Source organism: Stutzerimonas stutzeri, assembly GCF_002890915.1.
Lineage (GTDB): Bacteria > Pseudomonadota > Gammaproteobacteria > Pseudomonadales > Pseudomonadaceae > Stutzerimonas > Stutzerimonas stutzeri_AF.
On record NZ_POUT01000007.1, the window covers coordinates 223,156 to 245,031 of the forward strand.

General features: G+C 67.3%; 26 protein-coding genes. 18 read left to right on the forward strand and 8 right to left on the reverse strand.

Annotated elements, in window-relative coordinates; translation table 11 throughout:
- From CXK94_RS14055 to CXK94_RS14100, 10 genes are all read left to right on the forward strand, one after another.
- A complete protein-coding gene (locus CXK94_RS14055; RefSeq protein ID WP_037039948.1) occupies positions 1 to 315 on the forward strand; it encodes a c-type cytochrome in 315 nt (104 codons plus the stop codon).
- Between the two features lie 16 nt (positions 316 to 331).
- A complete protein-coding gene (locus CXK94_RS14060; protein ID WP_037039951.1) occupies positions 332 to 673 on the forward strand; it encodes a c-type cytochrome in 342 nt (113 codons plus the stop codon).
- The gene (locus tag CXK94_RS14065) at positions 670 to 1,845 is read left to right on the forward strand and encodes a cytochrome D1 domain-containing protein (protein ID WP_102894812.1); all 1,176 of its coding nucleotides are present in this window, start codon (positions 670 to 672) and stop codon (positions 1,843 to 1,845) included. Before CXK94_RS14060 ends, CXK94_RS14065 begins: the two co-directional genes overlap by 4 nt.
- Before the next feature lies 1 nt (position 1,846).
- Entirely contained in the window at positions 1,847 to 2,305 is a 459-nt protein-coding gene (locus CXK94_RS14070) for an Lrp/AsnC family transcriptional regulator (protein ID WP_102894813.1), read from the forward strand.
- Positions 2,302 to 2,817 carry an Lrp/AsnC family transcriptional regulator gene (locus tag CXK94_RS14075; RefSeq protein WP_037039960.1) on the forward strand — a complete coding sequence of 172 codons (516 nt, stop codon included), beginning with the start codon at positions 2,302 to 2,304 and terminating at the stop codon, positions 2,815 to 2,817. Before CXK94_RS14070 ends, CXK94_RS14075 begins: the two co-directional genes overlap by 4 nt.
- Positions 2,810 to 3,253, forward strand: coding sequence for an Lrp/AsnC family transcriptional regulator (locus CXK94_RS14080; RefSeq protein ID WP_037039962.1), 444 nt, complete (start codon positions 2,810 to 2,812; stop codon positions 3,251 to 3,253). Before CXK94_RS14075 ends, CXK94_RS14080 begins: the two co-directional genes overlap by 8 nt.
- Complete coding sequence (locus tag CXK94_RS14085; RefSeq protein WP_102894814.1) at positions 3,228 to 3,737, forward strand: Lrp/AsnC family transcriptional regulator; 510 nt, start codon at positions 3,228 to 3,230, stop codon at positions 3,735 to 3,737. Before CXK94_RS14080 ends, CXK94_RS14085 begins: the two co-directional genes overlap by 26 nt.
- A 349-nt stretch (positions 3,738 to 4,086) precedes the next feature.
- Positions 4,087 to 4,527, forward strand: coding sequence for a c-type cytochrome (locus CXK94_RS14090; protein WP_037039967.1), 441 nt, complete (start codon positions 4,087 to 4,089; stop codon positions 4,525 to 4,527).
- Between the two features lie 45 nt (positions 4,528 to 4,572).
- Complete coding sequence (locus CXK94_RS14095; protein ID WP_037039969.1) at positions 4,573 to 5,997, forward strand: cbb3-type cytochrome c oxidase subunit I; 1,425 nt, start codon at positions 4,573 to 4,575, stop codon at positions 5,995 to 5,997.
- An 83-nt stretch (positions 5,998 to 6,080) separates the two neighbouring features.
- The gene (locus CXK94_RS14100) at positions 6,081 to 7,922 is read left to right on the forward strand and encodes a nitric oxide reductase activation protein NorD (RefSeq protein WP_102894815.1); all 1,842 of its coding nucleotides are present in this window, start codon (positions 6,081 to 6,083) and stop codon (positions 7,920 to 7,922) included.
- Between the two features lie 366 nt (positions 7,923 to 8,288).
- Here CXK94_RS14100 and CXK94_RS14105 read toward each other — a convergent pair whose 3' ends face one another.
- The 4 genes from CXK94_RS14105 to ytfE form a co-directional block, all read right to left on the reverse strand.
- A complete protein-coding gene (locus CXK94_RS14105; RefSeq protein ID WP_037039972.1) occupies positions 8,289 to 8,480 on the reverse strand; it encodes a hypothetical protein in 192 nt (63 codons plus the stop codon).
- A 70-nt stretch (positions 8,481 to 8,550) separates the two neighbouring features.
- Positions 8,551 to 9,234, reverse strand: a complete 684-nt coding sequence (locus CXK94_RS14110) for a Crp/Fnr family transcriptional regulator (RefSeq protein WP_037039974.1) — start codon at positions 9,232 to 9,234, stop codon at positions 8,551 to 8,553.
- 118 nt (positions 9,235 to 9,352) lie between these two features.
- The gene (locus tag CXK94_RS14115; protein WP_102894816.1) at positions 9,353 to 9,868 is read right to left on the reverse strand and encodes a DnrO protein; all 516 of its coding nucleotides are present in this window, start codon (positions 9,866 to 9,868) and stop codon (positions 9,353 to 9,355) included.
- 51 nt (positions 9,869 to 9,919) lie between these two features.
- Complete coding sequence (ytfE, locus tag CXK94_RS14120; protein WP_102894817.1) at positions 9,920 to 10,588, reverse strand: iron-sulfur cluster repair protein YtfE; 669 nt, start codon at positions 10,586 to 10,588, stop codon at positions 9,920 to 9,922.
- Between the two features lie 146 nt (positions 10,589 to 10,734).
- On the opposite strand from ytfE, the gene norR reads away from it, so the two are divergent.
- From norR to ubiT, 5 genes are all read left to right on the forward strand, one after another.
- On the forward strand, positions 10,735 to 12,261 hold the full coding sequence (gene norR, locus CXK94_RS14125) for a nitric oxide reductase transcriptional regulator NorR (protein ID WP_102894818.1): 1,527 nt from the start codon (positions 10,735 to 10,737) through the stop codon (positions 12,259 to 12,261).
- A 74-nt stretch (positions 12,262 to 12,335) separates the two neighbouring features.
- A complete protein-coding gene (locus CXK94_RS14130) occupies positions 12,336 to 12,545 on the forward strand; it encodes a hypothetical protein (RefSeq protein WP_102894819.1) in 210 nt (69 codons plus the stop codon).
- Positions 12,546 to 12,752: 207 nt separating this feature from the next.
- Positions 12,753 to 13,748 carry a ubiquinone anaerobic biosynthesis protein UbiU gene (gene ubiU / locus CXK94_RS14135; RefSeq protein WP_102894820.1) on the forward strand — a complete coding sequence of 332 codons (996 nt, stop codon included), beginning with the start codon at positions 12,753 to 12,755 and terminating at the stop codon, positions 13,746 to 13,748.
- A 14-nt stretch (positions 13,749 to 13,762) separates the two neighbouring features.
- The gene (locus CXK94_RS14140) at positions 13,763 to 14,653 is read left to right on the forward strand and encodes a U32 family peptidase (RefSeq protein WP_102894821.1); all 891 of its coding nucleotides are present in this window, start codon (positions 13,763 to 13,765) and stop codon (positions 14,651 to 14,653) included.
- A complete protein-coding gene (gene ubiT / locus CXK94_RS14145; protein WP_102894822.1) occupies positions 14,647 to 15,141 on the forward strand; it encodes a ubiquinone anaerobic biosynthesis accessory factor UbiT in 495 nt (164 codons plus the stop codon). The genes CXK94_RS14140 and ubiT overlap by 7 nt, the downstream gene beginning before the upstream one ends.
- A 32-nt stretch (positions 15,142 to 15,173) precedes the next feature.
- On the opposite strand, the gene CXK94_RS14150 is transcribed toward ubiT, so the two are convergent.
- Positions 15,174 to 15,569 carry a putative zinc-binding protein gene (locus tag CXK94_RS14150; RefSeq protein WP_102894823.1) on the reverse strand — a complete coding sequence of 132 codons (396 nt, stop codon included), beginning with the start codon at positions 15,567 to 15,569 and terminating at the stop codon, positions 15,174 to 15,176.
- Between the two features lie 100 nt (positions 15,570 to 15,669).
- Positions 15,670 to 16,347 (reverse strand): Crp/Fnr family transcriptional regulator, encoded by a 678-nt coding sequence (locus CXK94_RS14155; RefSeq protein ID WP_102894824.1) that lies wholly within the window; start codon positions 16,345 to 16,347, stop codon positions 15,670 to 15,672.
- 234 nt (positions 16,348 to 16,581) lie between these two features.
- Here CXK94_RS14155 and CXK94_RS14160 point away from each other — a divergent pair, with 234 nt between their 5' ends.
- The 3 genes from CXK94_RS14160 to CXK94_RS14170 all read left to right on the forward strand — a co-directional run bounded on the left by CXK94_RS14160 (position 16,582) and on the right by CXK94_RS14170 (position 19,545).
- Complete coding sequence (locus CXK94_RS14160; RefSeq protein ID WP_102894825.1) at positions 16,582 to 18,591, forward strand: ribonucleoside triphosphate reductase; 2,010 nt, start codon at positions 16,582 to 16,584, stop codon at positions 18,589 to 18,591.
- A 106-nt stretch (positions 18,592 to 18,697) separates the two neighbouring features.
- Positions 18,698 to 18,853: an anaerobic ribonucleoside-triphosphate reductase gene (gene nrdD, locus CXK94_RS14165; protein WP_102894826.1), complete on the forward strand. Its 156-nt coding sequence runs from the start codon at positions 18,698 to 18,700 to the stop codon at positions 18,851 to 18,853.
- The gene (locus CXK94_RS14170; protein WP_102894827.1) at positions 18,850 to 19,545 is read left to right on the forward strand and encodes an anaerobic ribonucleoside-triphosphate reductase activating protein; all 696 of its coding nucleotides are present in this window, start codon (positions 18,850 to 18,852) and stop codon (positions 19,543 to 19,545) included. The genes nrdD and CXK94_RS14170 overlap by 4 nt, the downstream gene beginning before the upstream one ends.
- Before the next feature lie 89 nt (positions 19,546 to 19,634).
- Here CXK94_RS14170 and CXK94_RS14175 read toward each other — a convergent pair whose 3' ends face one another.
- Positions 19,635 to 21,011 carry a 4Fe-4S binding protein gene (locus CXK94_RS14175; protein ID WP_102894828.1) on the reverse strand — a complete coding sequence of 459 codons (1,377 nt, stop codon included), beginning with the start codon at positions 21,009 to 21,011 and terminating at the stop codon, positions 19,635 to 19,637.
- Positions 21,008 to 21,865: an FTR1 family iron permease gene (locus CXK94_RS14180; RefSeq protein ID WP_102894829.1), complete on the reverse strand. Its 858-nt coding sequence runs from the start codon at positions 21,863 to 21,865 to the stop codon at positions 21,008 to 21,010. The genes CXK94_RS14175 and CXK94_RS14180 overlap by 4 nt, the downstream gene beginning before the upstream one ends.
- Positions 21,866 to 21,876: the final 11 nt, after the last annotated feature.

Below are 21,876 nucleotides of genomic sequence, written 5' to 3' on the forward strand. Positions count from 1 at the left end.
ATGAAGAAAGTTCTGCTCCCATTGCTCGCCCTTGGCGGCGCGCTGGCCCTGCAGCCGGCGTTCGCACAGGACGGCGAAGCGCTGTTCAAGAGCAAGCCCTGCGCTGCGTGCCATAGCATCGACGCCAAGCTGGTCGGCCCGGCTTTCAAGGAAGTCGCCGCCAAGTACGCAGGCCAGGACGGCGCCGCCGACCTGCTCGCCGGGCACATCAAGAACGGCAGCCAGGGTGTCTGGGGTCCGATCCCGATGCCGCCAAACCCTGTCACCGAAGAAGAAGCCAAGATCCTCGCCGAGTGGGTTCTTAGCCAGAAGTAATACCCTGGAGGACGTCATGATCCAGTCCCGCCATGCAGTATCGCGTCTGGGGCTCGCCCTGGCGTCCTTCCTCCTGATTCCCGCTGCCCTGGCCGCGGCGCCCACGCCCGAGCGCCAGGTTCAGCTCGACCATCTGCTCCTGCAGGACTGCGGCTCTTGCCACGGCCTGCGCATGACCGGCGGCCTCGGGCCGGCGCTGACCCGCGAAGCGCTTGCCGGCAAACCCCGCGACAGCCTGATCGCCACCGTCACCCACGGCCGCCCCGGCACCGCCATGCCCGGCTGGAAGGCCCTGCTGGACGAGGCGGACATCGCCTGGCTGGTCGACCGTCTACTCGAAGGATATCCCAAGCCATGATCCGTCCTTTTCTGCTGCTGGCCGCGGCCGCCTTGCTCACGGCCTGCGCGCAACACCCGCTGCGCGGCACGGGCGACCTCGGCGTGGTGGTGGAGCGCGCCACCGGCAGCGTGCAGATCATCGAGAGCAGCAGCCAGAGCCGCATCGCCCGCGTCGAAGGGCTGGGCGACCTGTCCCACGCCTCGGTGGTGTTTTCCCGCGATGAGCGCTATGCCTACGTATTCGGCCGCGACGGCGGACTGACCAAGGTCGACCTGCTGCGCCAGCGCATCGACCGGCGCGTGGTGCAGGGCGGCAACAGCATCGGCGGCGCGATCAGCCAGGACGGCACGCTGATCGCCGTCGGCAACTACGAGCCGGGCGGGGTCAAGGTCTTCGACGCCAGCACCCTGGCACTGGTCGCCGACATCCCCGCCACGCCGCTGGCCGACGGCAGCCGCAACTCGCGGGTGGTCGGCGTGATCGATGCGCCCGGCCGGCGCTTCATCTACAGCTTGTTCGATACCAATGAAACCTGGCTGCTGGACTTCAGCCAGGGCAACACGCCGCAGATCACCCGTTTCGACGACATCGGCAAGCAACCCTACGACGCGCTGCTGACCCCGGAGGGCCGCTACTACATCGCCGGGCTGTTCGGCGAGGACGGCATGGGCAAGATCGACCTGTGGCATCCGGAGCGCGGCGTCGAGCGCATTCTCGATGGCTACGGCCGCGGCCAGGAAAAACTGCCGGTGTACAAGATGCCCCACCTGGAGGGCTGGACTGTCGCCGGCAACCAGACCTTCGTCCCGGCCATCGGCCAGCATCGCGTGCTGGTGATGGATTCGCAGAGCTGGAAGCAGACCGACGCCATCGACGTCGCCGGCCAGCCGGTGTTCGTCATGGCCCGCCCCGATGCACGGCAGATCTGGGTCAACTTCGCCCATCCGGACAACCACCGGGTCCAGGTCATCGACAGCGAGACCCACCAGATCATCGCCGACCTGGAGCCGGGGCCGGCGGTACTGCACATGGAGTTCACCGCGCGTGGCGACCAGCTGTGGCTGTCGGTTCGCGACGGCAACGAGGTGCAGGTATGGGACCCCTATCGCCTGGAGCTGATCAAGCGCCTGCCGGCCGAGAGCCCGAGCGGCATCTTCTTCAGCAGCCGTGCCCACGAGACGGGGTTGTGACATGCACATCGACAGCCTCGGCCGCCGCCTGATCGACCGTTACCAGCATGGCATGCCGCTGTGCGCCGAGCCCTACCGCGCGATGGCCGAGGAGCTGGGCTGCAGCGAGGCCGAGGTGCTCGCCTGCCTCGAGCAGCTGCAGGACGGCGGCGGTCTCTCGCGTGTCGGGCCGGTATTCGAGCACAGCCGCGCCGGCGCCAGTACCCTGGTCGCGCTGGCCGTGCCACAGGCGCGGCTGGAGCAGGTCGCCGCGCGCATCAACGCCTACCCCGAGGTCAACCACAACTACCTGCGCGAGCATCGCTACAACCTCTGGTTCGTGCTGACCGGGCCCGACCGACCGCACATCGACCGCCTGCTCGCCGAGATCGAGGCCGATACCGGGCTGGTGCCGCTCGACCTGCCGATGCTGCACGCCTACCGCATCGACCTGGGCTTTCCGCTGGGAGAACCATCATGAACGCCGGCCTGAACGAGTTGCAGGCGATGCACCTGCGGCGCCTGCTCGAAGGCGGCCTGCCGCTGGATGCGCGCCCCTATCGACGGCTCGCCGAGCAGGTCGGCGCCAGCGAGGCGCAGGTCCTCGAGCAGATCCAGCGCTGGCAGGACGAGGGCCTGTTCCGGCGCGTCGGCCTGGTGCTCAAGCACCGTGCCCTGGGTTTCCGGGCCAATGCCATGCTGGTGCTGGACATCCCCGACGCGCAGGTCGACGAGGTGGGCCGCCGGCTCGGCCAGGCCGCCGGCGTCAACCTCTGCTACCAGCGGCCGCGGCGCCTGCCGCAATGGCCGTACAACCTGTTCTGCATGGTCCATGGGCGCGAACGCGAGCAGGTCTGCCAGTTGATCGCGGCGCTGCTCGCCGCCAACGGCCTCGACGAAGTGCCGCATCAACTGCTGTTCAGCACGCGCGCCTTCAAGCAATGCGGCGGCCGCTATGCCCCGCCGCCGGCCAGGGAGGTTGCCAATGGATGAATTCGACCGGCAACTGATCAATCGCCTGCAGCACGGCCTGCCGCTGGTCCGCCACCCCTGGCAGGCGCTGGCCGAGGAACTGGGCAGCACCTCCGAGGCGTTGCGCGCGCGGGTGCAGGCGCTGCTGGACGACGGCGTGCTGACCCGCTTCGGGCCGATGTTCGATATCGAGCGCCTGGGCGGTGCCTTCACCCTCGCGGCGCTGGCGGTGCCCGAGGCGCGCTTCGACGAGGTCGCCGCGCAGCTCGCGGCGATGCCGGAGGTGGCGCACAACTATCGCCGTGAACACCCCTGGAACATGTGGTTCGTGCTCGGTTGCGCGACCCCGCAGGGCATCGCCGAAACCGTGGCGCGCATCGAGGCGCAGACCGGGCTCGTGGTGCTCAACCTGCCGAAGGAGGAAACCTATCATGTCGGATTGCATTTCCCCGTCTGACCGGGCCCTGGCGCAACGCCTGGTGGCGCTCACCGAAGCCGGCCTGCCGCTGGTCGAGGACCCCTGGGCCTGGCTCGCCGGCGAGCTCGATCTCGAAGTGGACGAGACCCTGGCGCTGCTGCAGCGGCTGCAGGCCGCCGGTGCGATTCGCCGCATCGCCGCCGTGCCCAACCACTACCGCCTGGGCTACCGGCACAACGGCATGACCGTATGGGACGTCGACGATGCCGAGATCGAGCGCCTCGGCGCGCTGATCGGCGCGCAGCCCTTCGTCAGCCACTGCTATCGCCGGCCGCGCCGCGAGGGCTGGCCGTACAACCTGTTCGCCATGGTCCACGGCCGCGACGCGGCGGCCATCGAGGCCTACCGCAACCAGATCCGCGCCTTGCTCGGCAAGGCCTGCCGCGGCGACGAGATGCTGGTTTCCAGCCGCATCCTGAAAAAGACCGGCCTGCGCGTCGGCACCCTGCAGCGCAGCGCCTGAGAAAGCCGCTGGTGCGGGTTGGGCGTAGGGTGGGTTGAGCGCAGCGAAGCCCAACACGCGAGCGCCCAGGCGCTGCTTTCGCATGGCGCTGGGCTTCGGCGCGCATGCCTCGCCTGGCTTCGCTGCCAGTGGCTAGGGCGATGGCAAGGTTGGGCTTCGACGCTTCGCGCCGCAACCCAACCTGCGCGCATCGAGCGGACGTTGCCCCCGATGCTCCGCCGCACCGCATACCACCCTTTGAGGCTCCGGAAAGCCCGACTGCCACGTTCAGGTTTTTCTTGATTGCCATCAAGCAGGTTTCGATAGCCTCCTTCTTAAACTGGCCACGCCAAGCCATGAGGAGGCGACCATGTCCGAGACCTTCACCAAAGGGATGGCCAGGAATATCTACTTCGGAGGAAGCGTGTTCTTCTTCCTGGTATTCCTCGGCCTGACCTACCACACAGAGCAGACCTTCCCCGAGCGATCGAACGATTCGGAAATGACCGAAGCGGTAGTGCGCGGCAAGGCGGTCTGGGAAAACAACAACTGCATCGGCTGCCACAGCCTGCTCGGCGAGGGCGCCTATTTCGCGCCGGAGCTGGGCAACGTATTCGTCCGTCGCGGCGGCGAGGAGGCCTTCAAGCCCTTCCTGCACGCCTGGATGAAGGCTCAGCCCCTCGGGGCGCCAGGTCGCCGGGCGATGCCGCAATTCAATCTGACCGAGCAGCAAGTTGACGATATGGCGGAGTTCCTCAAGTGGACTTCGAAGATCGATACCAACAACTGGCCGCCGAACAAGGAGGGTTGAGTGTGATGGGCGTCTTTGTTTTCCAATCCATAGGAGGGCCACGAGATGGGCATCATTAACCCGCATCTCAAATTCCAATCGCAGGCCGTCGCCAAGCCCTATTTCGTGTTTGCGCTGATGCTGTTCGTCGGGCAGATCCTGTTCGGCCTGATCATGGGCCTGCAATACGTGGTCGGCGATTTCCTGTTCCCGCTGCTGCCCTTCAACGTGGCGCGCATGGTTCATACCAACCTGCTGATCGTCTGGTTGCTGTTCGGCTTCATGGGCGCGGCCTACTACCTCATTCCCGAGGAAGCGGACCGCGAACTGCATAGCCCGAAACTGGCGCTGATCCTGTTCTGGGTGTTCGCCGCCGCCGGCGTGCTGACCATCCTCGGCTACCTGTTCGTGCCTTACGCCGGGCTGGCCGCGATGACCGGCAACGACCTGCTGCCGACCATGGGCCGCGAGTTCCTCGAGCAGCCGACGATCACCAAGATAGGTATCGTGGTGGTGGCCCTGGGCTTCCTCTACAACATCGGCATGACCATGCTCAAGGGTCGCAAGACCGTGGTCAGCACGGTGATGATGACCGGTCTGATCGGCCTCGCGGTGTTCTTCCTGTTCTCCTTCTACAACCCGGAGAACCTGGCGCGCGACAAGTATTACTGGTGGTTCGTCGTGCACCTGTGGGTGGAAGGCGTGTGGGAACTGATCATGGGTTCGATGCTGGCCTTCGTCCTGATCAAGATCACCGGCGTGGACCGCGAAGTGGTCGAGAAGTGGCTGTACGTGATCATCGCCATGGCCCTGATCACCGGCATCATCGGTACCGGCCACCACTTCTTCTGGATCGGCGCGCCGACCGTGTGGCTGTGGCTGGGTTCGATCTTCTCCGCCATGGAACCGCTGCCGTTCTTCGCCATGGTGCTGTTCGCCCTGAACATGGTGAACCGTCGTCGCCGCGAGCATCCGAACAAGGCCGCTTCGCTGTGGGCCATCGGCACCACCGTGACCGCGTTCCTCGGCGCTGGCGTGTGGGGCTTCCTGCACACCCTGGCACCGGTGAACTACTACACCCACGGTTCGCAGATCACCGCCGCGCATGGCCACCTGGCCTTCTACGGCGCCTACGCGATGATCGTGATGACCATGATCAGCTACGCCATGCCGCGCCTGCGTGGCCTGGGTGAAGCGCCGGATGCACAGGCGCAGCGGGTCGAGATCTGGGGCTTCTGGCTGATGACCATCTCCATGGTCGCCATCACCCTGTTCCTCACCGCCGCGGGCGTGGTCCAGGTCTGGCTGCAGCGCATTCCCGCCGATGGTGCTGCCATGTCGTTCATGAATACCGCCGACCAGCTGGCCATCTTCTTCTGGCTGCGCCTGATCGCCGGGGTGTTCTTCCTGATCGGCCTGGGTTGCTACCTGTACAGCTTCCGCCAGCGCGGTCGTGTGACGGTCGCAGCGGCAGCCGCCAGCGCAGCCTGAGACGGCGCGCAATGAGAACCGACGGCCCGGCTGGTACTAGCGGGCCGTCGTGCTTTTTCCCCGCCTGCACGGAGTAACCCGCCATGGCCTTTACCATCGAAGTGGAAGAGTGGGTCGGCAGCGTCTGGCACCGCTTCATCACCCGCCGCGCCAGCCCCGATTTCCCCGAGGCGCGGGTCGAGCTGGAAAGCATGCAACGGCCGCTGTCGCTGCTGTTCCGCGCCATGGGCGGGGCCAGCGGCGTCGCTGTCGAAGCCGCCAGCGCGCGGGATCTGCTGCTGCGGCGCAACCTGCTGCAACAGGTCGCCGGCACCTGCAAGCAGTTGCCGGTGGCCTGGTGCGACCGCAACAACCTGCGGCTTCCGCAAAGCCTCGCGGTATACCCCGAGGCGGCGCTGAACCAGGATCTGTATCGCTGGCTGGCGCTGCTCGCGGCGCAGGCGGGCGAGATGCGCCATTGGGCGCGTGACAACCAGCGCTGGACCCTGGCGCTGCTCGAACGCTTTCCGGCCATGTGGCCACGCTACCAGCGGCTGGTCGAGGCGCACCTGCAACTGCGCCCGGACCCGGGCCAACTGCCCAAGGCCGAGGCCGCGCTGGAAGCGGCGCTATGCCAGGCCCTGCGCGAGCCGGGCAGCGTCGACCGGTTCCCGCGCAGCGAGCGCGCGCCCTGGCCGCTGCCGCTGTGGCTGTATCCGGCGGAAAACCTCGGTGAACCGCAGGCCGCGGATCGTGGCGAGGACGGCGAGGGCAACCTGGAAACCCCGCCGGCGGGCGAGACCCGGCAGCGCAAGCGCGCCCGGCGAGTCGAGGAAAGCACCAGCAAGGGCGGCCTACTGCTGTTCCGCCTGGAGAACCTGTTCAGCTGGTCCGAACACATCGAACTGGATCGCTGCGGCGACGATACCGAGGACCTCGATGCCGCCCGCGTCGCCGAGGACCTCGACGAACTGGCGCTGTCGCGCCAGCGCATGCGCCAGGGCGGCGGACTCAAGCTGGACCTGGACCTGCCGGCGGCGGATTTCGACGACGTGCCGCTGGGCGAGGGCATCAAGCTGCCCGAGTGGGACTACCGCAAGCAGTGCCTGCAACCCGATTTCGTCAACCTGCAGCTGATGCTGCCGCGCGGCTCCGAGGCCAAGCCGCTGCCGCTGCACCTGTCGCCGCTGGCGCGGCGCCTGCGCCGGCAATTCGAGCATCTGCGCAACGATCGCCAGTGGCTGCGTCAGCAACCCCAGGGGGCGGAACTGGACATGCAGGCCTGGCTGGATTTCCACGTCGAGCGGCAGAACGGCCAGTGCGCCGAGCGCGGGCTGTTCATGGAACAGCGGCAGAACCGCCGCGACCTGGCCTGTCTGCTACTGGCCGACCTGTCGATGTCCACCGACGCGCACCTGGACAACGAGCACCGGGTGATCGACGTGGTCACCGACAGCCTGCTGCTGTTCGGCGAGGCGCTGTCGGCGGTGGGCGATCCCTTTGCGCTGTACGGCTTCTCCTCGCTGCGCCGCCAGCAGGTGCGCATGCAGGAGCTGAAAAGCTTCCGCCAGCCCTACGGCGACGAGACGCGCGGACGTATCCAGGCGCTCAAGCCCGGCTATTACACCCGCATGGGCGCGGCCATCCGCCACGCCACCGAACTGCTCGGTGCCTGCAAGCAGCGGCGCAAGCTGCTGCTGCTGGTCACCGATGGCAAGCCCAACGATCTGGATCTGTACGAGGGCCGCTACGGCGTCGAGGACACCCGCCAGGCGGTGATGGAGGCGCGCAAGCAAGGCCTGCTGCCGTTCTGCATCACCATCGACCGCGAGGCCGGCGACTACCTGCCGTACATGTTCGGCGCCAACGGCTACACCCTGATCAAGGAACCGCAGCAACTGCCGTTCCGCCTGCCGCAGCTGTACAAGCAACTGACCCAGCCGTAGGGGGGGATGTCGTCTTCTACCTCCACCGTGGCGCCGCTCGGTGGATCGGTGGAGCGTGATCCACCCTACGGTGGCTGCGAGGTATTGCGGGGCAGGTAGGGCGGATATCGCTTTTTACATCCACCGTGGCGCGGCCCGGTGGATCGGTGGAGCGTGATCCACCCTACGGTGGCCGCGAGGTATTGCGGGGCAGGTAGGGTGGATATCGCTTTTTACATCCACCATGGCGCGGCCCGGTGGATCGATGAAGCGTGATCCACCCTACGGTGGTCGCGAGGTATTGCGGGGCAGGTAGGGTGGATGTCGCTTTTTACATCCACCATGGCGCGGCCCAGTGGATCGGCGAAGCGTGATCCACCCTACGGGTCAGAACAGATACCGCGGCAACCAGATGATCATCACGGCGCAGAACAGCGCGAGGCCGATGCAGAACCACAGGAAGCGCCGCTGGCGCCGCTCCGGGGCACTGTCGGCCCGTTCGGGCAAGGGCATGCCGCAGTTGTCGCATTCGGCTTGCCGCGGCGGGTTGTCTTGCTGGCAGTAAAGGCACTTGGCCATGGACGGTCGCTCCTCCTGACCGATAAAGCCTGGCATGGCCCGAAAGCCGCAGGCTTTGATGACGATCAACTCACTCGAACTGCTCGAGGCGCTGGCGGTCGAGGATGGTGATCTGCCGGCCTTCCTGGGTGATGATCCCTTCGTCGATCAGCCGGCGGATGATCCGCGAGAAGGTCTCCGGCTGGATCGACAGGTGCCCGGCGACCAGTTGCTTGGCCATCGGCAGTTCGAAGCTGTTGCTGCCGTCCTTGACCCGCGCCAGTTGCGTCAGCAGATAGCGCACCACGCGGTGGGTGGCGTTCTTCAGCGACAGCGTCTCGATCTCGTTGATGCGCTGGTGCAGGCGCACGCAGAGCTTGCCGAGCAGGGCGAAGGACAGCCGCTGGTTGGCCTCCAGCAGGCGCATGTAGGCGGCGTTGGAGAAGCGGTAGACCTGCGATGGGCACACCGCCTGCGCCGAGGCGACGTAGTTGGGCGTGTCCATCAGCATCATGGCTTCGGCGAAGGTCTGGCGGTTGCCGATGACCTCGAAGACCTTTTCCTGGCCGTCCGGGGTCAGGCGGTAGACCTTCACCGCGCCGGAAATGACGAAGTAGAAGCTGTGCGCCGGTTCGCCCTGGTGGAACAGGTTGTCGCCCTTGTCCAGGTTGAGCAACTGGCTGGAATTGAGCAGTTCCTCCATCTGTTCCTCGTTCAATGGCTCGAACAGGTGATGGCTGCGGAGAATCTGGTGGTGTACGCGGTGAAGCACCATGCAAGGCGTCCTGTTTCTAGTTGAGCGATGACGACACAGCCTAGCGCATATGCCATCGGGAAAGCAGGCCAGACCGCGATGACGATCAAGGGCTGGCGAGCGGGCTCATTCGTTCTATTTAGTGGAGGCGGGCGCCGAAACCGTCGCGCCAGAGCGGTTCGTCGAACAGCTGCGGATAGTGCTCGAGCGCGCTGGCGATGCGCGCGAGGGCCTGCTCGCGCCGGCCGGCTTCAGGCAGCGTCGCCGCGCCTTGCAGCAGCTCGGCCAGCAGCCCGTGCAGGGCGGCGTCGGCCGCCGCGGGCAACTGGCAGTTGGCGACGAGGTAGCCGGCCGCGGCTTCGATGTCGTGGCGCAGGGCCGTGGCCTGGTCGTCGCCCAGCGGCTGCTGCGGATCATGCGGCAGGTTGCGCTCCAGGGCCTCGTGGATACGCGTCATGCCCTCACGCAGCGCGGCGTCGGTGGCCCAGCGTTCGCCGCTCGCCACGCCGGCCAAGGGCGCATGCGCCTGGCCGTGGTCATGCGCGACGGCGGCCTGCGCCGTGCCGGCGACCATGCTCAGCGCGAACGTGCTGGCGGTTGCGACCATCGTGGCCATCGCCAGGCCCCAGGCCATCGGTTGCAGGTACTGCTTCATGGGCGAATCCTCTTGGCGCGTTTGGCGCGGTGCCGATGGGCGGCGCGGCGGTCAGCCGGCCTCGGCATTGCGGAACAGGATGTTGTTTTCCAGGTGGATGTGCTGCATCAGGTCGCTGCGCAGCTCCTCGAGCCCGCGGTACAGCGCGCGCCAGGTGTTGCAGGCGTTGGCCGGCGGGGTGATGTCGTTGGTCAGCGCGGCCAGCCGCTCCAGGGCCTCGCCATGCTGCTGGTGCTCATAGCGCATCACCGAGATCGGCCCCTGGGCCTGCGGGAAGCCGATGCCGCGCTGCAGCATGGGGAAGAGGATCTGCTCCTCCTTGAGCATATGGCTCTCCAGCTCCTGCTGCATGGTCCACAGGTGCTCGGCCAGCCCGTTCGGGCATTCCGGGCGGCTGCCGTGGACGTGCTCGACCCGGTTGGCCAGGCGGATCAGCTCCGGGAACTGGTCGCGGTGGCGCTCATGGAAATTCTCGAGGATGTGTTCGATCAGCTGGTTGGCCGGCGCGCTGCGCCAGTCCGGCGCAGCGTCGCCGTGATCGCTGAGGGCCGCCAGTTCGGCCGCGATCTGCTCGGCATCGAGGCCATGCTGGGCGGCGGCCTCGCGCAGCGGGACATTGCCGCCGCAGCAGAAATCCAGCTTGTACTGGCGCAGCACGCGGGTTGCGCCGGGGATCGAGCAGGCCAGGCTGCCCAGGGTTTGATCGATCGTAGAGGTCATGGCGATGCTTCCAGGGATGGTTGAGCGGTTCGTTGCATGCCCTGTGCCATTTCTAACCTATTGATTTTCAATGTTTTTAAAGAAAGGTGTGGTGATAGTGACCCTCAGCGGATATGGTTTAAAAAACCTTGAGGGTAACTCGTACCATGATGGAAGAAGCGCTGCTCGCCGACCTGATCACCGAACTGCCCAACGCCGTGCGCCTGCAGCGGCTGGTGCAGACCCTGCACCAGCGCTTTCGCTGCGGCGCGGTGGTGCTGCTGCGGCTGGACGACGACAGCCTGCGTCCGCTGGCGGCGGTAGGGCTGGTGCAGGAGGCGCTCGGCCGGCGCTTCGTCGTCGCCCAGCACCCGCGCCTGGCGGCGATCCTTTCCCAGCGCGAGCCGACCTGGTTCGAGCCGGACAGCCGCCTGCCCGACCCCTACGACGGCCTGCTCGACGAGCACGTCGGCGAACCGCTGCCGGTGCATGACTGCATGGGCGTCAGCCTCTTCGTCGAAGGCAAGCTGTGGGGCGCGCTGACCCTGGATGCGCTGCATGCCGGCACCTTCGACGACGACGCCCGCCGCGACCTGCAGCGCTACACCCTGGTGATCGAGGCGGCGGTGCGGGTGACCCGCCTGGAACACGAGAACCGCGGCCTGCGCCTGGCGCGCAGCGACGCGCTGGAAACCACGCTGATGCAGGAGGAGGGCGAGATCCTCGGCCAGAGCGAGGCGATCCGCGAACTGCTGCGCGAACTGCAGGTGGTGGCCGATTCCGAACTGCCGGTGCTGCTGCTCGGCGAGACCGGGGTCGGCAAGGAGCTGTTCGCGCGCTGGCTGCACCGCCATTCGCGGCGGCGCAACAAGCCGCTGGTGCACGTCAACTGCGCGGCGCTGCCCGAGTCGCTGGCCGAGAGCGAGCTATTCGGGCACGTCAAGGGCGCCTTCTCCGGCGCCACCACCGACCGCCCCGGGCGCTTCGATGCGGCCAACGGCGGCACGCTGCTGCTCGACGAGGTCGGCGAGCTGCCGCTGACGGTGCAGGCCAAGCTGCTGCGCACCCTGCAGAACGGCGAGATCCAGCGCCTGGGCGCGGACAAGCCGCGACAAGTCGACGTGCGGATCATCGCCGCGACCAACCGCAACCTGCGCGACAGCGTGCGCGAAGGGCACTTCCGCGCCGACCTCTACCATCGGCTGTCGGTCTACCCGGCGCCGATCCCGCCGCTGCGCGAACGCGACAACGACGTGCTGATCCTTGCCGGGCATTTCCTCGAGCTCAACCGCGCGCGCCTGGGGTTGCGCAGCATGCGCCTGTCGCCGGCCGCCGAGCGCGCGTTGCTGGGCTACGCCTGGCCGGGCAACGTTCGCGAACTGGAGCATGTGATCAGCCGTGCGGCGCTGCGCCTGCTCAGCCGGGGCGCCTCGCGCGGCGAGATTCTCACCCTCGAGCCCGAGCTGCTGGACCTGGACAGCCGCGCCGCAGGCGTCGAGCCGGCCAGCGTGGCGGAGGCGCCGGCGGCGGCCGACGAGATACTGCCGCTGCGCCAGACGGTGGACGCCAGCCAGCGCCAGGCGATCGTCCGTGCGCTGGAGGCCAGCAACGAGAACTGGGCGCAGGCGGCGCGGTTGCTGGATGTCGACCCGAGCAACCTGCACAAGCTGGCGCGGCGGCTGAAGCTCAAGTAGCGCCGCCCGGCGGCAGGCGACGTCGGGCGCCCGCCATGGTCTAACCTCAGGTCGTCACTTACGAGGAGAGCTTCATGGCCCTGAACCAGAACGAATTCGACGCGCTGCTCAACGAAGCGCAAGCCTTCGCCGAGCGGGCCGCCAGCGAAAACAACCCACTGCACTACCGCGACGCCTTCCTCGCCAGCCTCAAGGCCATGCGCCTGCTGGGCGAGGAGTCCGGCGCCTGGCGCCAGATGGTCGCCCGCGCCACCGAGGAATTCGAGGGGGACGAAGGGATCTGACGCGGGCGCGCGGGCCAGCGCGGCTGGCCGGCAGGCGCGCTGCACTGCTGCCTTTCGTCGCAGTTGCCGTGGCCGTTCAATCTTGACCCTCATCAATGCTGGCCACAGGTCAGCTGCCTAGACTGCCGGCTGTTTTTTCCGTTCAGCCGAACGACCGCCGCGCTGCCTCTGCGCGGCGCGCATGTACCCGAATGTCTAGGAGTTGCCATGCACCTGGTCTGCCCGGCAGGAAGCCTGCCCGCGCTCAAGGCTGCCGTCCAGCAGGGCGCCGACGCCATCTATGTCGGTTTTCGCGACGACACCAATGCCCGCCATTTCGCCGGCCTCAACCTCGATGAGAAGCAGCTCGACAAGGGCTTGCAGCTGATCCGCGAGAAGGGCCGCCAGCTGTACATCGCGGTCAATACCTATGCCCAGCCGCAGGGCTGGGACCGCTGGCGCCGTGCCGTGGACCAGGCGGCCGACCTGGGCGTCGACGCGCTGATCGCCGCCGACCCCGGCGTGCTCGGCTACGCCAGCAAGCGTCATCCCAAGCTCAAGCTGCACCTCTCGGTGCAGGGCTCGGCGACCAATGCCGCGGCCCTCGGCTTCTACCAGGAGCGCTACGGCATCAGCCGCGCGGTATTGCCGCGGGTGCTGTCGCTCAAGCAGGTCAAGCAGGTCGCGGCGAGTAGCCCGGTACCGATCGAGGTGTTCGCCTTCGGCAGCCTGTGCATCATGGCCGAGGGCCGTTGCCACCTGTCGTCCTATCTCACCGGCGAGTCGCCGAACCTCTGTGGCGTCTGCTCGCCGGCCAAGGCGGTACGCTGGAGCGAGGAGCCGGAAGGGCTGACCTCGCGGCTGAACAACGTGCTGATCGACCGCTACGCCGAGGGCGAGTCGGCCGGTTACCCGACGCTGTGCAAGGGCCGCTTCATGGTCAACGGCCAGCGCTTCCACGCGCTGGAAGAACCCACCAGCCTGAACACCCTGGACCTGATTCCGGAACTGGCCGCCATCGGCGTCACCGCGATGAAGATCGAAGGGCGCCAACGCAGCCCGGCCTATGTCGAGCAGGTCACCCGGGTCTGGCGCGCGGCGCTGGATGCCTACCTCAACGCACCGCAACGCTACGTGGTGCAACCCGCCTGGCGCGACGTGCTGGACGGCCTGTCCGAGGGCTCGCAAACCACCCTGGGTGCTTACCACCGGGCCTGGCAATGAACGAGGAGCCAAGCATGAAACTCTCTCTCGGCCCGGTGCTGTTCTACTGGGACCGCCAGCAGACGCTGGATTTCTACGCGAACATGGCGGAACAGCCGCTGGACGTGATCTACATGGGCGAGACGGTGTGCTCCAAGCGCCGGGCGATGATGCTCGACGACTGGCTGGGCCTGGCCCGCGACCTGGCCGAGGCTTCCTCGGCGCAACTGGTGCTGTCCGGCCTGACGCTGGTCGAGGCGGCGTCCGAGCTGTCCAGCCTGCGCCGCCTGTGCGACAACGGCGAGCTGCTGGTGGAGGCCAACGACATGGGCGCGGTGCAGCTGCTGGCCGAGCGCAAGCTGCCCTTCGTCGGCGGCCCGGCGCTGAACCTCTACAACGGCCATGCCCTGGCCGAACTGGTGGCCGCCGGGATGATGCGCTGGGTACCGCCGGTGGAAGCCTCCGGTGCGCTGATCAAGAGCGCCCGTGGGCAACTGCACGGGCTGGGCGTCGAGCTGCCGGAAATCGAGATATTCGCCTACGGCCACCTGCCGCTGGCCTACTCGGCACGCTGCTTCACCGCGCGCGCCGAGAACCGGCCCAAGGACGACTGCCAGTTCTGCTGCCAGAACTACCCCGAGGGCATTCCGCTGCTCAGTCAGGAAGGCGAGGCGCTGTTCACCATCAACGGCATCCAGACCATGTCCGCGTCGGTCAGCAACCTGCTCGCCGACTACCAGGGGCTGGTCGACAGCGGCGCCGACCTGCTGCGCCTGAGCCCGCGCGCCGCCGGCATGGAAGAGGTTATCGGCGCCTTCGACGCGGTGCGCAAGGGCGCGCTGCCGCCGCTGGCGGTGGACGGCTGCAATGGTTATTGGCATGGCCAGCCGGGCATGCTGCGTGCCGAGGAGGCCGGTCTATGCTGAACCCGCGTACCCATCTGGTGAATCTCGGCGGGCGGCTGCTGCCGCTGGCGGCGAAGACGCCGTTCCTGCTGCAGCGCCTGGCGCTGGAGCGCAGCCTCAACCAGGTGTTCGCCGAGGCACTGGCCGACGGGGCCTTCGACGTGCTCGACGGCCACTGGATGCGGCTGGAGGTCGCCGACCTCGGCCTGGCCTGGTGCCTGACCTGCGAGCGCGAGAAGCTGCGCGTCGCCGCCCAGGCACCGGTGCAGGTGACCATCCGCGGCAACTGGCGCGAGTTCCTGTTGCTGGCCAGCCGCCAGGAGGATCCGGATACGCTGTTCTTCCGTCGCCGCCTGGTCATCGAGGGCGACACCGAACTGGGGCTGGCGATCAAGAACCTGATCGACAGCCTCGATCCCGATACCCTGCCGGCCTGGCTGTGGAAGCTGTTGCAGGGCGCTGGCGAAGAGGTCGCCCGGGCCGGCAAGGCGCAGGCTGCCGGGGCCTAGCGGTCACGCGCCGCCTGTGGCGACGGCCCGCCTCAGCAGACGCGCAGCTGGCGCGGGCGCATGCGATCGCTGGCGATGATGCCCTTCAGGTCCTCGAACAGGGCTTCGGTCTCCGCCTCGCTGCAGTCTTCGCGGTAGCGTTTGCGCAGGCCGTAGCTGCTGAGGGTGATGTGCACGTCGGGGATGACGTTGTGCTGGGCCAGGCAGGCGCGCGCGCAGTGCAGCGGGCAGCCGTCGATGGCGAGGATCGGGCGTCCGGAGTTGGCCTTGTTGACCAGCGCGGCGACGCGCCCGCCGACGCCGGCGATGCAGGACATCTCCGCCAGCCCTGCGCGGTCCAGGCGCACCGCCAGGGTATTGGCGAGCTGGGCGACGTTGGAACAACCCGAGCAGGAGTAAACCAGGGGGGTGGGCATGGGCTTGCTCATGGTGTTTTTCCTGACGGCTTCGTGACGGCCGTCATTGTCGCGCCCGTGCCGACGGCTGCCTTTGACAGCAATCAAGAACGCTGGGGCAATCCGCCGCAGGCTATTCGTCGTAGGTCGCGAGCTTGCTGTTGTCGAGGATCTCGATGCGCCGGCGCTGCACGGAAATGGTTCCGGCATCGATCAGCCGATGCAGGATGCGCGAGAAGGTCTCCGGCTGGATGCCCAGCTTCGAGGCGATCAGTCGCTTGGGCACGTCGAGCGTGACCACCCCGCTGCCGTCGTGCTGCGACTGGGCGAGAAAGCGCACTACGCGGTGGCTGGCGTTGGCCAGGGTGAGGGTGTCGATCTCGGTCATGCGCTGATGCAGGCGAATGCTCAGGGTTGCGAGGATATCCAGGCAGATGTCCGGCTGCTGTTCGAGCATGCGCCGGTAGTGCGGCCCATTCAGGCTCGCCACCAGGCTCGCCTTGAGCGCGGTGGCGCTGACCGGATAGCAGGGCGTGCCCTTGAACAGCAGGGCCTCGGCGAACGATTCGCCGGCGCGCATGACTTCCACCAGCTTCTCCTGGCCGTCGCAGACCACCCGGTGCAGCTTGATCTGGCCGCTGAAGAGGAAATAGAAGCGGTCCGCCTTGTCGCCCTGGTGAAACAGCGAGGCGCCCGTGGGCAGGCGTTTGAGGTTGGCCGTGGCGCACACCTCCTGCATCGCGGCTTCCGGCAGGCGGCTGAACAGGTGATGGCGGCGCAGCTCGGCAACAAGGGACTTTTCGGTGAGCATGATTCCTCCCGGAGGAGCGACCGGGTCTTTGAGGCTGCATCCTAGGAGGCAGCGCCCGGATACTTCCTTGATCGCAGACAAGTCTGCCCGCTGTCGCTGGACGCGGGAGGCTTTCATCGTTTGCCGGAGCAAGCTTGACGGTGGTCAATTCGATATTCGCTCCATCCGCCTAAAGTCACACCATATTGTGTTTTTCTGATTTGTTCGCAACTACATATGGTGATGGAGGCAGGAATGGCCTGGCAGGCTGAAACGGTGGGGCCGGTGTCGCTGCGCAAGCGCGACGGGCGTCTGGTGGGCTTCGAGCTGGACAAGATCGGGCGTGCCATCGCGGCGGCCGGCGCCGCCACCGGCGAGTTCGCATCCCCGGTGGCGCAGGCGCTGGCCGACGACGTTCGGCAGCAACTGGCGGCGCAGGCGACCGTCGAGGTCGAGCAGGTGCAGGATCGCGTCGAGCACGCGCTGATGGAGGCCGGCTACTTCGACACCGCGCGCGCCTACATCGTCTACCGCGAGCGCCACGGCCGGCTGCGCCGCGATCGCAAGGCCATCGTCGATGTCGCCGCCTCGATGAACGAGTACCTCAGCCGCGAAGACTGGCGCGTGCGCGCCAATGCCAACCAGGGCTATTCGCTCGGCGGGCTGATCCTCAACGTCTCCGGCAAGGTCACCGCCAACTACTGGCTGGACGAGGTCTACAGCCCGGAGATCGGCGCCGCCCATCGCGAGGGCGACCTGCACATCCACGACCTGGACATGCTCGCCGGCTACTGCGCCGGCTGGTCGCTGCGCACGCTGCTCAACGAGGGCTTCAACGGCATTCCCGGGCGGGTCGAGGCGGGCCCGCCGAAGCATTTGTCCAGCGCCCTCGGGCAGATGGTCAACTTCCTCGGCACGCTGCAGAACGAATGGGCCGGCGCGCAGGCGTTCAGCTCCTTCGATACCTATCTCGCGCCCTTCGTGCGCAAGGACCGCCTCGGCTACGACGAAGTGCGCCAGGCCATCCAGGAGTTCATCTACAACCTCAACGTGCCGTCGCGTTGGGGTACCCAGACGCCCTTCACCAACCTGACCTTCGACTGGGTCTGCCCGCAGGACCTGCGCGAGCAGATCCCCTATATCGGCGGCGAGGAGATGCCCTTCGCCTACGGCGAGCTGCAGGCCGAGATGGAGCTGATCAACCGCGCCTACATCGAGGTGATGCAGGCCGGCGACGGCCTCGGCCGGGTGTTCACCTTCCCGATCCCGACCTACAACATCACCCACGACTTCCCCTGGGATAGCGAGAACGCCGGGCGACTGTTCGAGATGACCGCGCGCTACGGCCTGCCGTACTTCCAGAACTTCCTCAACTCGGACATGCAGCCCAACCAGGTGCGCTCCATGTGCTGCCGCCTGCAGCTGGACGTGCGCGAACTGCTCAAGCGCGGTGGCGGGCTGTTCGGCTCGGCCGAGCAGACCGGCTCGCTCGGCGTGGTGACCATCAACTGCGCGCGCCTGGGTTACCTGCACGCCGGCGACAAGGCGGCGTTGCTGGAACACCTGGATGCGCTGCTGGAGATGGCGCGGCAGAGCCTGGAGGTCAAGCGCAAGGTCATCCAGCACCACATGGATGCCGGGCTCTATCCGTACACCAAGCGTTACCTCGGTACTTTGCGCAACCATTTCTCCACCATCGGCGTGAACGGCCTGCACGAGATGCTGCGCAACTTCACCGATGACAGCGAGGGGCTGCACACCGCGGCCGGTCGGGCGCTGGCCATCGAGCTGCTCGATCACGTGCGGGCGCGGCTGGTGCAGTTCCAGGAGGACACCGGGCATCTGTACAACCTGGAGGCGACGCCGGCCGAAGGCACCACCTACCGCTTCGCCAAGGAGGACAAGAAGCGCTTTCCCGACATCCTCCAGGCCGGCACGGCCGAGGCGCCGTACTACACCAACTCCTCGCAGCTGCCGGTGGGCTTCACCGACGATCCGTTCGAGGCGCTGGCGCTGCAGGACGAACTGCAGTGCAAGTACACCGGCGGCACTGTGCTGCACCTGTACATGGCCGAGCGGATTTCCTCGGCCGAGGCCTGCAAGAAGCTGGTGCGCAACGCCCTGTCGCGCTTCCGCCTGCCGTACCTGACGGTGACGCCGACCTTCTCGATCTGCCCGGTGCACGGCTACCTGGCCGGAGAGCACGAGTTCTGCCCGAAATGCGACGAGGCGCTGCTGCAAAAACAGCAGGATTGCTGCGCCTGATCACTTGTCGGTGCCCGCTTGCGAGCGATGCTTCTGCAGCTGCCAACGCTCGCCGCAAGCGGGCTCCTACGACTTTTCTCTTTCACCCAAGCAATGGAGCGACACCATGAGCCAAGCGACCCAACTGCCCGAGAACCAACGCCAGCGCTGCGAAGTCTGGACCCGCGTGATGGGCTATCACCGCCCGGTCGCCGCCTTCAATCCGGGCAAGCAGTCCGAGCATCGCGAGCGGCTGCATTTCACCGAAGCGGCCACGCGGTGACCGCAACACTGCGCGTCGGGGGGCTGGTCCCCCTGACCACCCTGGATTTTCCCGATCATCTGGCCTGCGTGCTGTTCTGCCAGGGCTGCGGCTGGCGCTGCCGCTACTGCCACAACCCGCAGCTGATTCCCGCCTGTGGCGGCGAGGAAAAGCCCTGGGCGGAGATTCTCGCCTTCCTCGAGCAGCGCGTCGGCCTGCTCGAGGCGGTGGTATTCAGCGGCGGCGAGCCGACCCTGCAGAGCGCGCTGCCGGAGGCCATTGCCCAGGTGCGTGCGCTGGGCTACAAGGTCGGGCTGCACAGCGCCGGGATCAAGCCGAAGCTGTTCGCCCAGGTGCTGCCGCTGGTGGACTGGGTCGGTTTCGACGTCAAGGCATTGCCCGAACAGAGCACGGCGATCACCGGTGTCGAGGGCAGCGGCAAGGCCAACTGGAAGAGCCTCGAACACCTGCTGGAAAGTGGCGTCGAGCATGAGTGCCGAACCACCGTGCACTGGCAGCTGTTCGATGCGAACACGCTTTGGGACATGGCCCAGCGCTTGCGCCGGCTGGGTGTCGAGCGCTTCGCCGTGCAGTGCGTGCGCACCGCGCGGATGCTCGACGACAGCCTCGCCGACAGCCGCGCGCCGTACGATCAGCAACGCCTGTGGGAGCGCCTGGACAGGTTGTTTCCGTCGTTCGTGGTCCGTGGTTAAGCGGTGTAGGTTGGGGTGAGGCGCGCCTCGCTCGTTGGGCTTCGCTGCGCTCAACCCAACCTACCTGCTGGCCTGAAGCAGGGTGGGGCTCAGCTCCAGCCCCAGAACTGCAGCCACCAGCCATAGCCCACCAGCGCGCAGCCGGCGCCGACGCAGGCGAATGCCAGCAGGCGGCGCAGGCCGTTGGCGCCGTGGCGGCCGATGACGTTCCAGGCCAGGTACAGGCTCCAGGCCACGGCGCCGATCAGCAGCGCCGCGCGTGCCGGCTGCGCCCAGGCCAGCAGGAAGCCTTCGTAGCGCAGCAGTTTCACCGTGGTGGCGGACAGGCCGAGGAACAGCCCGGCGCCGCCGAGAGGCGTCAGGGCCAGGGCCAGGTGCTGGAAGACGTTGTCGCCCCGGCGCATCGAGCGCACCGCGCCGCGCAGCAGCAGCCATAGCGCGCCGCCGATCAGCAGCGAACTGCCGAAGATGTAGGTCAGGATCACCGCGCCGTCGAGCCAGGTGAAGGCGTCGTTGGCCTGCGGATAATGGGTCAGCAGCCACCAGGGCGCGTTGGCCTCCAGCGGCCAGAAGATGTCGCGTTCCACCAGCCATTCCGCCGCCGCCTGCTTGAGGGCGATGAACCAGGGGCTGACCGTCCACTGGAAGGCGCCCATGGCCAGGCCGATCATGCCGAACAGCAGCAGCGTGCTGTCCCAGTGATCGCCCTTGTGCTGGCCGCCGACGATGAGGATTTCCGTGTTGGGCGAACGCGCGCTCAACTGCACGGCGCCGCGCTGACCGCTGCAGCGGCCGCAGGCATGGCAATCGGCGTTGCCCTGCATGCGGCGGATGTCGATCAAGGGCGCACAGTTGGGCGTCGGCAGATGCGGCTCGCGGTTCTCCAGCCAGCGTTGTTCGTCGACCTTGTAGTGCACCGGCGCCAGCCGGGCGAGCAGGGCGAACACGCCGCTGACCGGGCACAGATGGCGGCACCAGACACGCTTGCCGCGGCCGTAGAGAAAGCCCACCAGCATCGCCGCGACGGTGGAGCCGCCGAGGATCAGCAGTGCCGCCTGGGCGTAGTCGTAGACGCTGATCAGCTGGCCGTAGACGGTGGTGAGAATGAAGGCGATGGTCGGCCAGCCGCTCCAGCGGATCCAGCGCGGCGTGCGCTTGTTCAGCCCGCGCCAGCTGATCCACTCGCTGAGCGAGCCTTCCGGGCAGAGCACGCCGCACCACAGGCGGCCGAAGAAGATCATCGACAGCAGCACGAACGGCCACCACAGGCCCCAGAAGATGAACTGCGCCAGCAGCGTGAGGTTGTCGAGCATGCCTGCCTGGGCCGGCGGCAAGTCGAGGAAGGCGGGGATCACCAGCAGGGTCAGGTAGAAGCCGACCACCAGCCACTGCAGCGTGCGAATGGCCTTCGCATGCTGGCGCAGCAGATCGCCGAGTCGCGCCAGCCACGGCGCCTGGGTGATCACACCGGCCTCGCGGCCAGCTGTGCCTGTGGCCTCGGAGTGAGCCAGAACCATGCCGCGAGCCAGTACAGGCCCAGGATCAGCGCGGCCGCCAGCGAAGGCATGGCGCGATAGCCGGTGAGGCCGGCGAGCGTGCCGCCCAGCGCACTGCCGTCATCCAGCAGGGCGGAGGTATCCCAGAGCGGATCGCCGAAGACGCTATAGAGCAGTTCCGGCACGTCCATGCCCATCAGCTGGCCGCTGAAGCGGTCGAGCGCGGCCATCAGCAGGGCCCCGCCGAGCAGCAGCAACATCACTTCGCTGACCTGGAAGAAACGCCGCCAGCTGAAGTAGCGGCTGCCGGCCTGCAACACGGCATAGCTGAGCAGGGCGAGAGCGAAGCCCAGCACGCCGCCGATGACGAACCCGGCGAGGTCCTGGCCCTGCTGCTGGTTGCCGATACCGTAGAGAAACACCACCGTCTCGCTGCCTTCGCGGCCGACCGCGAGCATGGCGAGCAGCAGCAGGCCGATGCCGCTGCCCTGGCCGAGCTTTTCCGCCGCGCTGTTCTGCAGGCTGCTCTTCAGGGTACGGCCGTGACGGTGCATCCAGCCGACCATGTGCAGGATCAGCAGGCTGGCGGCCAGCAGCATCGCGCACTGGAACCATTCGCCCGCGCTGCCGGCGAGCCAATCCCCGGCCTGCAGGATGCCCCAGCCCAACGCGCTGGCCAGGCCCAGGCCGGCGGCTACGCCCGCCCAGAGCATGCGCAGCGCGCCGGCCGCGCCCGGTTGCTGGCGCAGCCAGGCATGCAGAATGCCGATGACCAGCAGGGCCTCGATGCTTTCACGCCAGACGATGAACATGGATTGGCCCATGGATGTGCTCC

Coding starts and splice junctions, on each gene's coding strand:
- CXK94_RS14080 (WP_037039962.1), top strand. CDS start 2,810: ATGGATGAATTCGACCGGCAACTGATCAATCGCCTGCAGCACGGCCTG.
- CXK94_RS14070 (WP_102894813.1), top strand. CDS start 1,847: ATGCACATCGACAGCCTCGGCCGCCGCCTGATCGACCGTTACCAGCAT.
- CXK94_RS14105 (WP_037039972.1), bottom strand. CDS start 8,480: ATGGCCAAGTGCCTTTACTGCCAGCAAGACAACCCGCCGCGGCAAGCC.
- CXK94_RS14085 (WP_102894814.1), top strand. CDS start 3,228: ATGTCGGATTGCATTTCCCCGTCTGACCGGGCCCTGGCGCAACGCCTG.
- CXK94_RS14100 (WP_102894815.1), top strand. CDS start 6,081: ATGGCCTTTACCATCGAAGTGGAAGAGTGGGTCGGCAGCGTCTGGCAC.
- CXK94_RS14110 (WP_037039974.1), bottom strand. CDS start 9,234: ATGGTGCTTCACCGCGTACACCACCAGATTCTCCGCAGCCATCACCTG.
- CXK94_RS14180 (WP_102894829.1), bottom strand. CDS start 21,865: ATGGGCCAATCCATGTTCATCGTCTGGCGTGAAAGCATCGAGGCCCTG.
- CXK94_RS14140 (WP_102894821.1), top strand. CDS start 13,763: ATGAAACTCTCTCTCGGCCCGGTGCTGTTCTACTGGGACCGCCAGCAG.
- CXK94_RS14160 (WP_102894825.1), top strand. CDS start 16,582: ATGGCCTGGCAGGCTGAAACGGTGGGGCCGGTGTCGCTGCGCAAGCGC.
- nrdD (WP_102894826.1), top strand. CDS start 18,698: ATGAGCCAAGCGACCCAACTGCCCGAGAACCAACGCCAGCGCTGCGAA.
- CXK94_RS14065 (WP_102894812.1), top strand. CDS start 670: ATGATCCGTCCTTTTCTGCTGCTGGCCGCGGCCGCCTTGCTCACGGCC.
- CXK94_RS14130 (WP_102894819.1), top strand. CDS start 12,336: ATGGCCCTGAACCAGAACGAATTCGACGCGCTGCTCAACGAAGCGCAA.
- ubiU (WP_102894820.1), top strand. CDS start 12,753: ATGCACCTGGTCTGCCCGGCAGGAAGCCTGCCCGCGCTCAAGGCTGCC.
- CXK94_RS14090 (WP_037039967.1), top strand. CDS start 4,087: ATGTCCGAGACCTTCACCAAAGGGATGGCCAGGAATATCTACTTCGGA.
- CXK94_RS14155 (WP_102894824.1), bottom strand. CDS start 16,347: ATGCTCACCGAAAAGTCCCTTGTTGCCGAGCTGCGCCGCCATCACCTG.
- CXK94_RS14055 (WP_037039948.1), top strand. CDS start 1: ATGAAGAAAGTTCTGCTCCCATTGCTCGCCCTTGGCGGCGCGCTGGCC.
- CXK94_RS14095 (WP_037039969.1), top strand. CDS start 4,573: ATGGGCATCATTAACCCGCATCTCAAATTCCAATCGCAGGCCGTCGCC.
- ubiT (WP_102894822.1), top strand. CDS start 14,647: ATGCTGAACCCGCGTACCCATCTGGTGAATCTCGGCGGGCGGCTGCTG.
- ytfE (WP_102894817.1), bottom strand. CDS start 10,588: ATGACCTCTACGATCGATCAAACCCTGGGCAGCCTGGCCTGCTCGATC.
- norR (WP_102894818.1), top strand. CDS start 10,735: ATGATGGAAGAAGCGCTGCTCGCCGACCTGATCACCGAACTGCCCAAC.
- CXK94_RS14150 (WP_102894823.1), bottom strand. CDS start 15,569: ATGAGCAAGCCCATGCCCACCCCCCTGGTTTACTCCTGCTCGGGTTGT.
- CXK94_RS14060 (WP_037039951.1), top strand. CDS start 332: ATGATCCAGTCCCGCCATGCAGTATCGCGTCTGGGGCTCGCCCTGGCG.
- CXK94_RS14075 (WP_037039960.1), top strand. CDS start 2,302: ATGAACGCCGGCCTGAACGAGTTGCAGGCGATGCACCTGCGGCGCCTG.
- CXK94_RS14115 (WP_102894816.1), bottom strand. CDS start 9,868: ATGAAGCAGTACCTGCAACCGATGGCCTGGGGCCTGGCGATGGCCACG.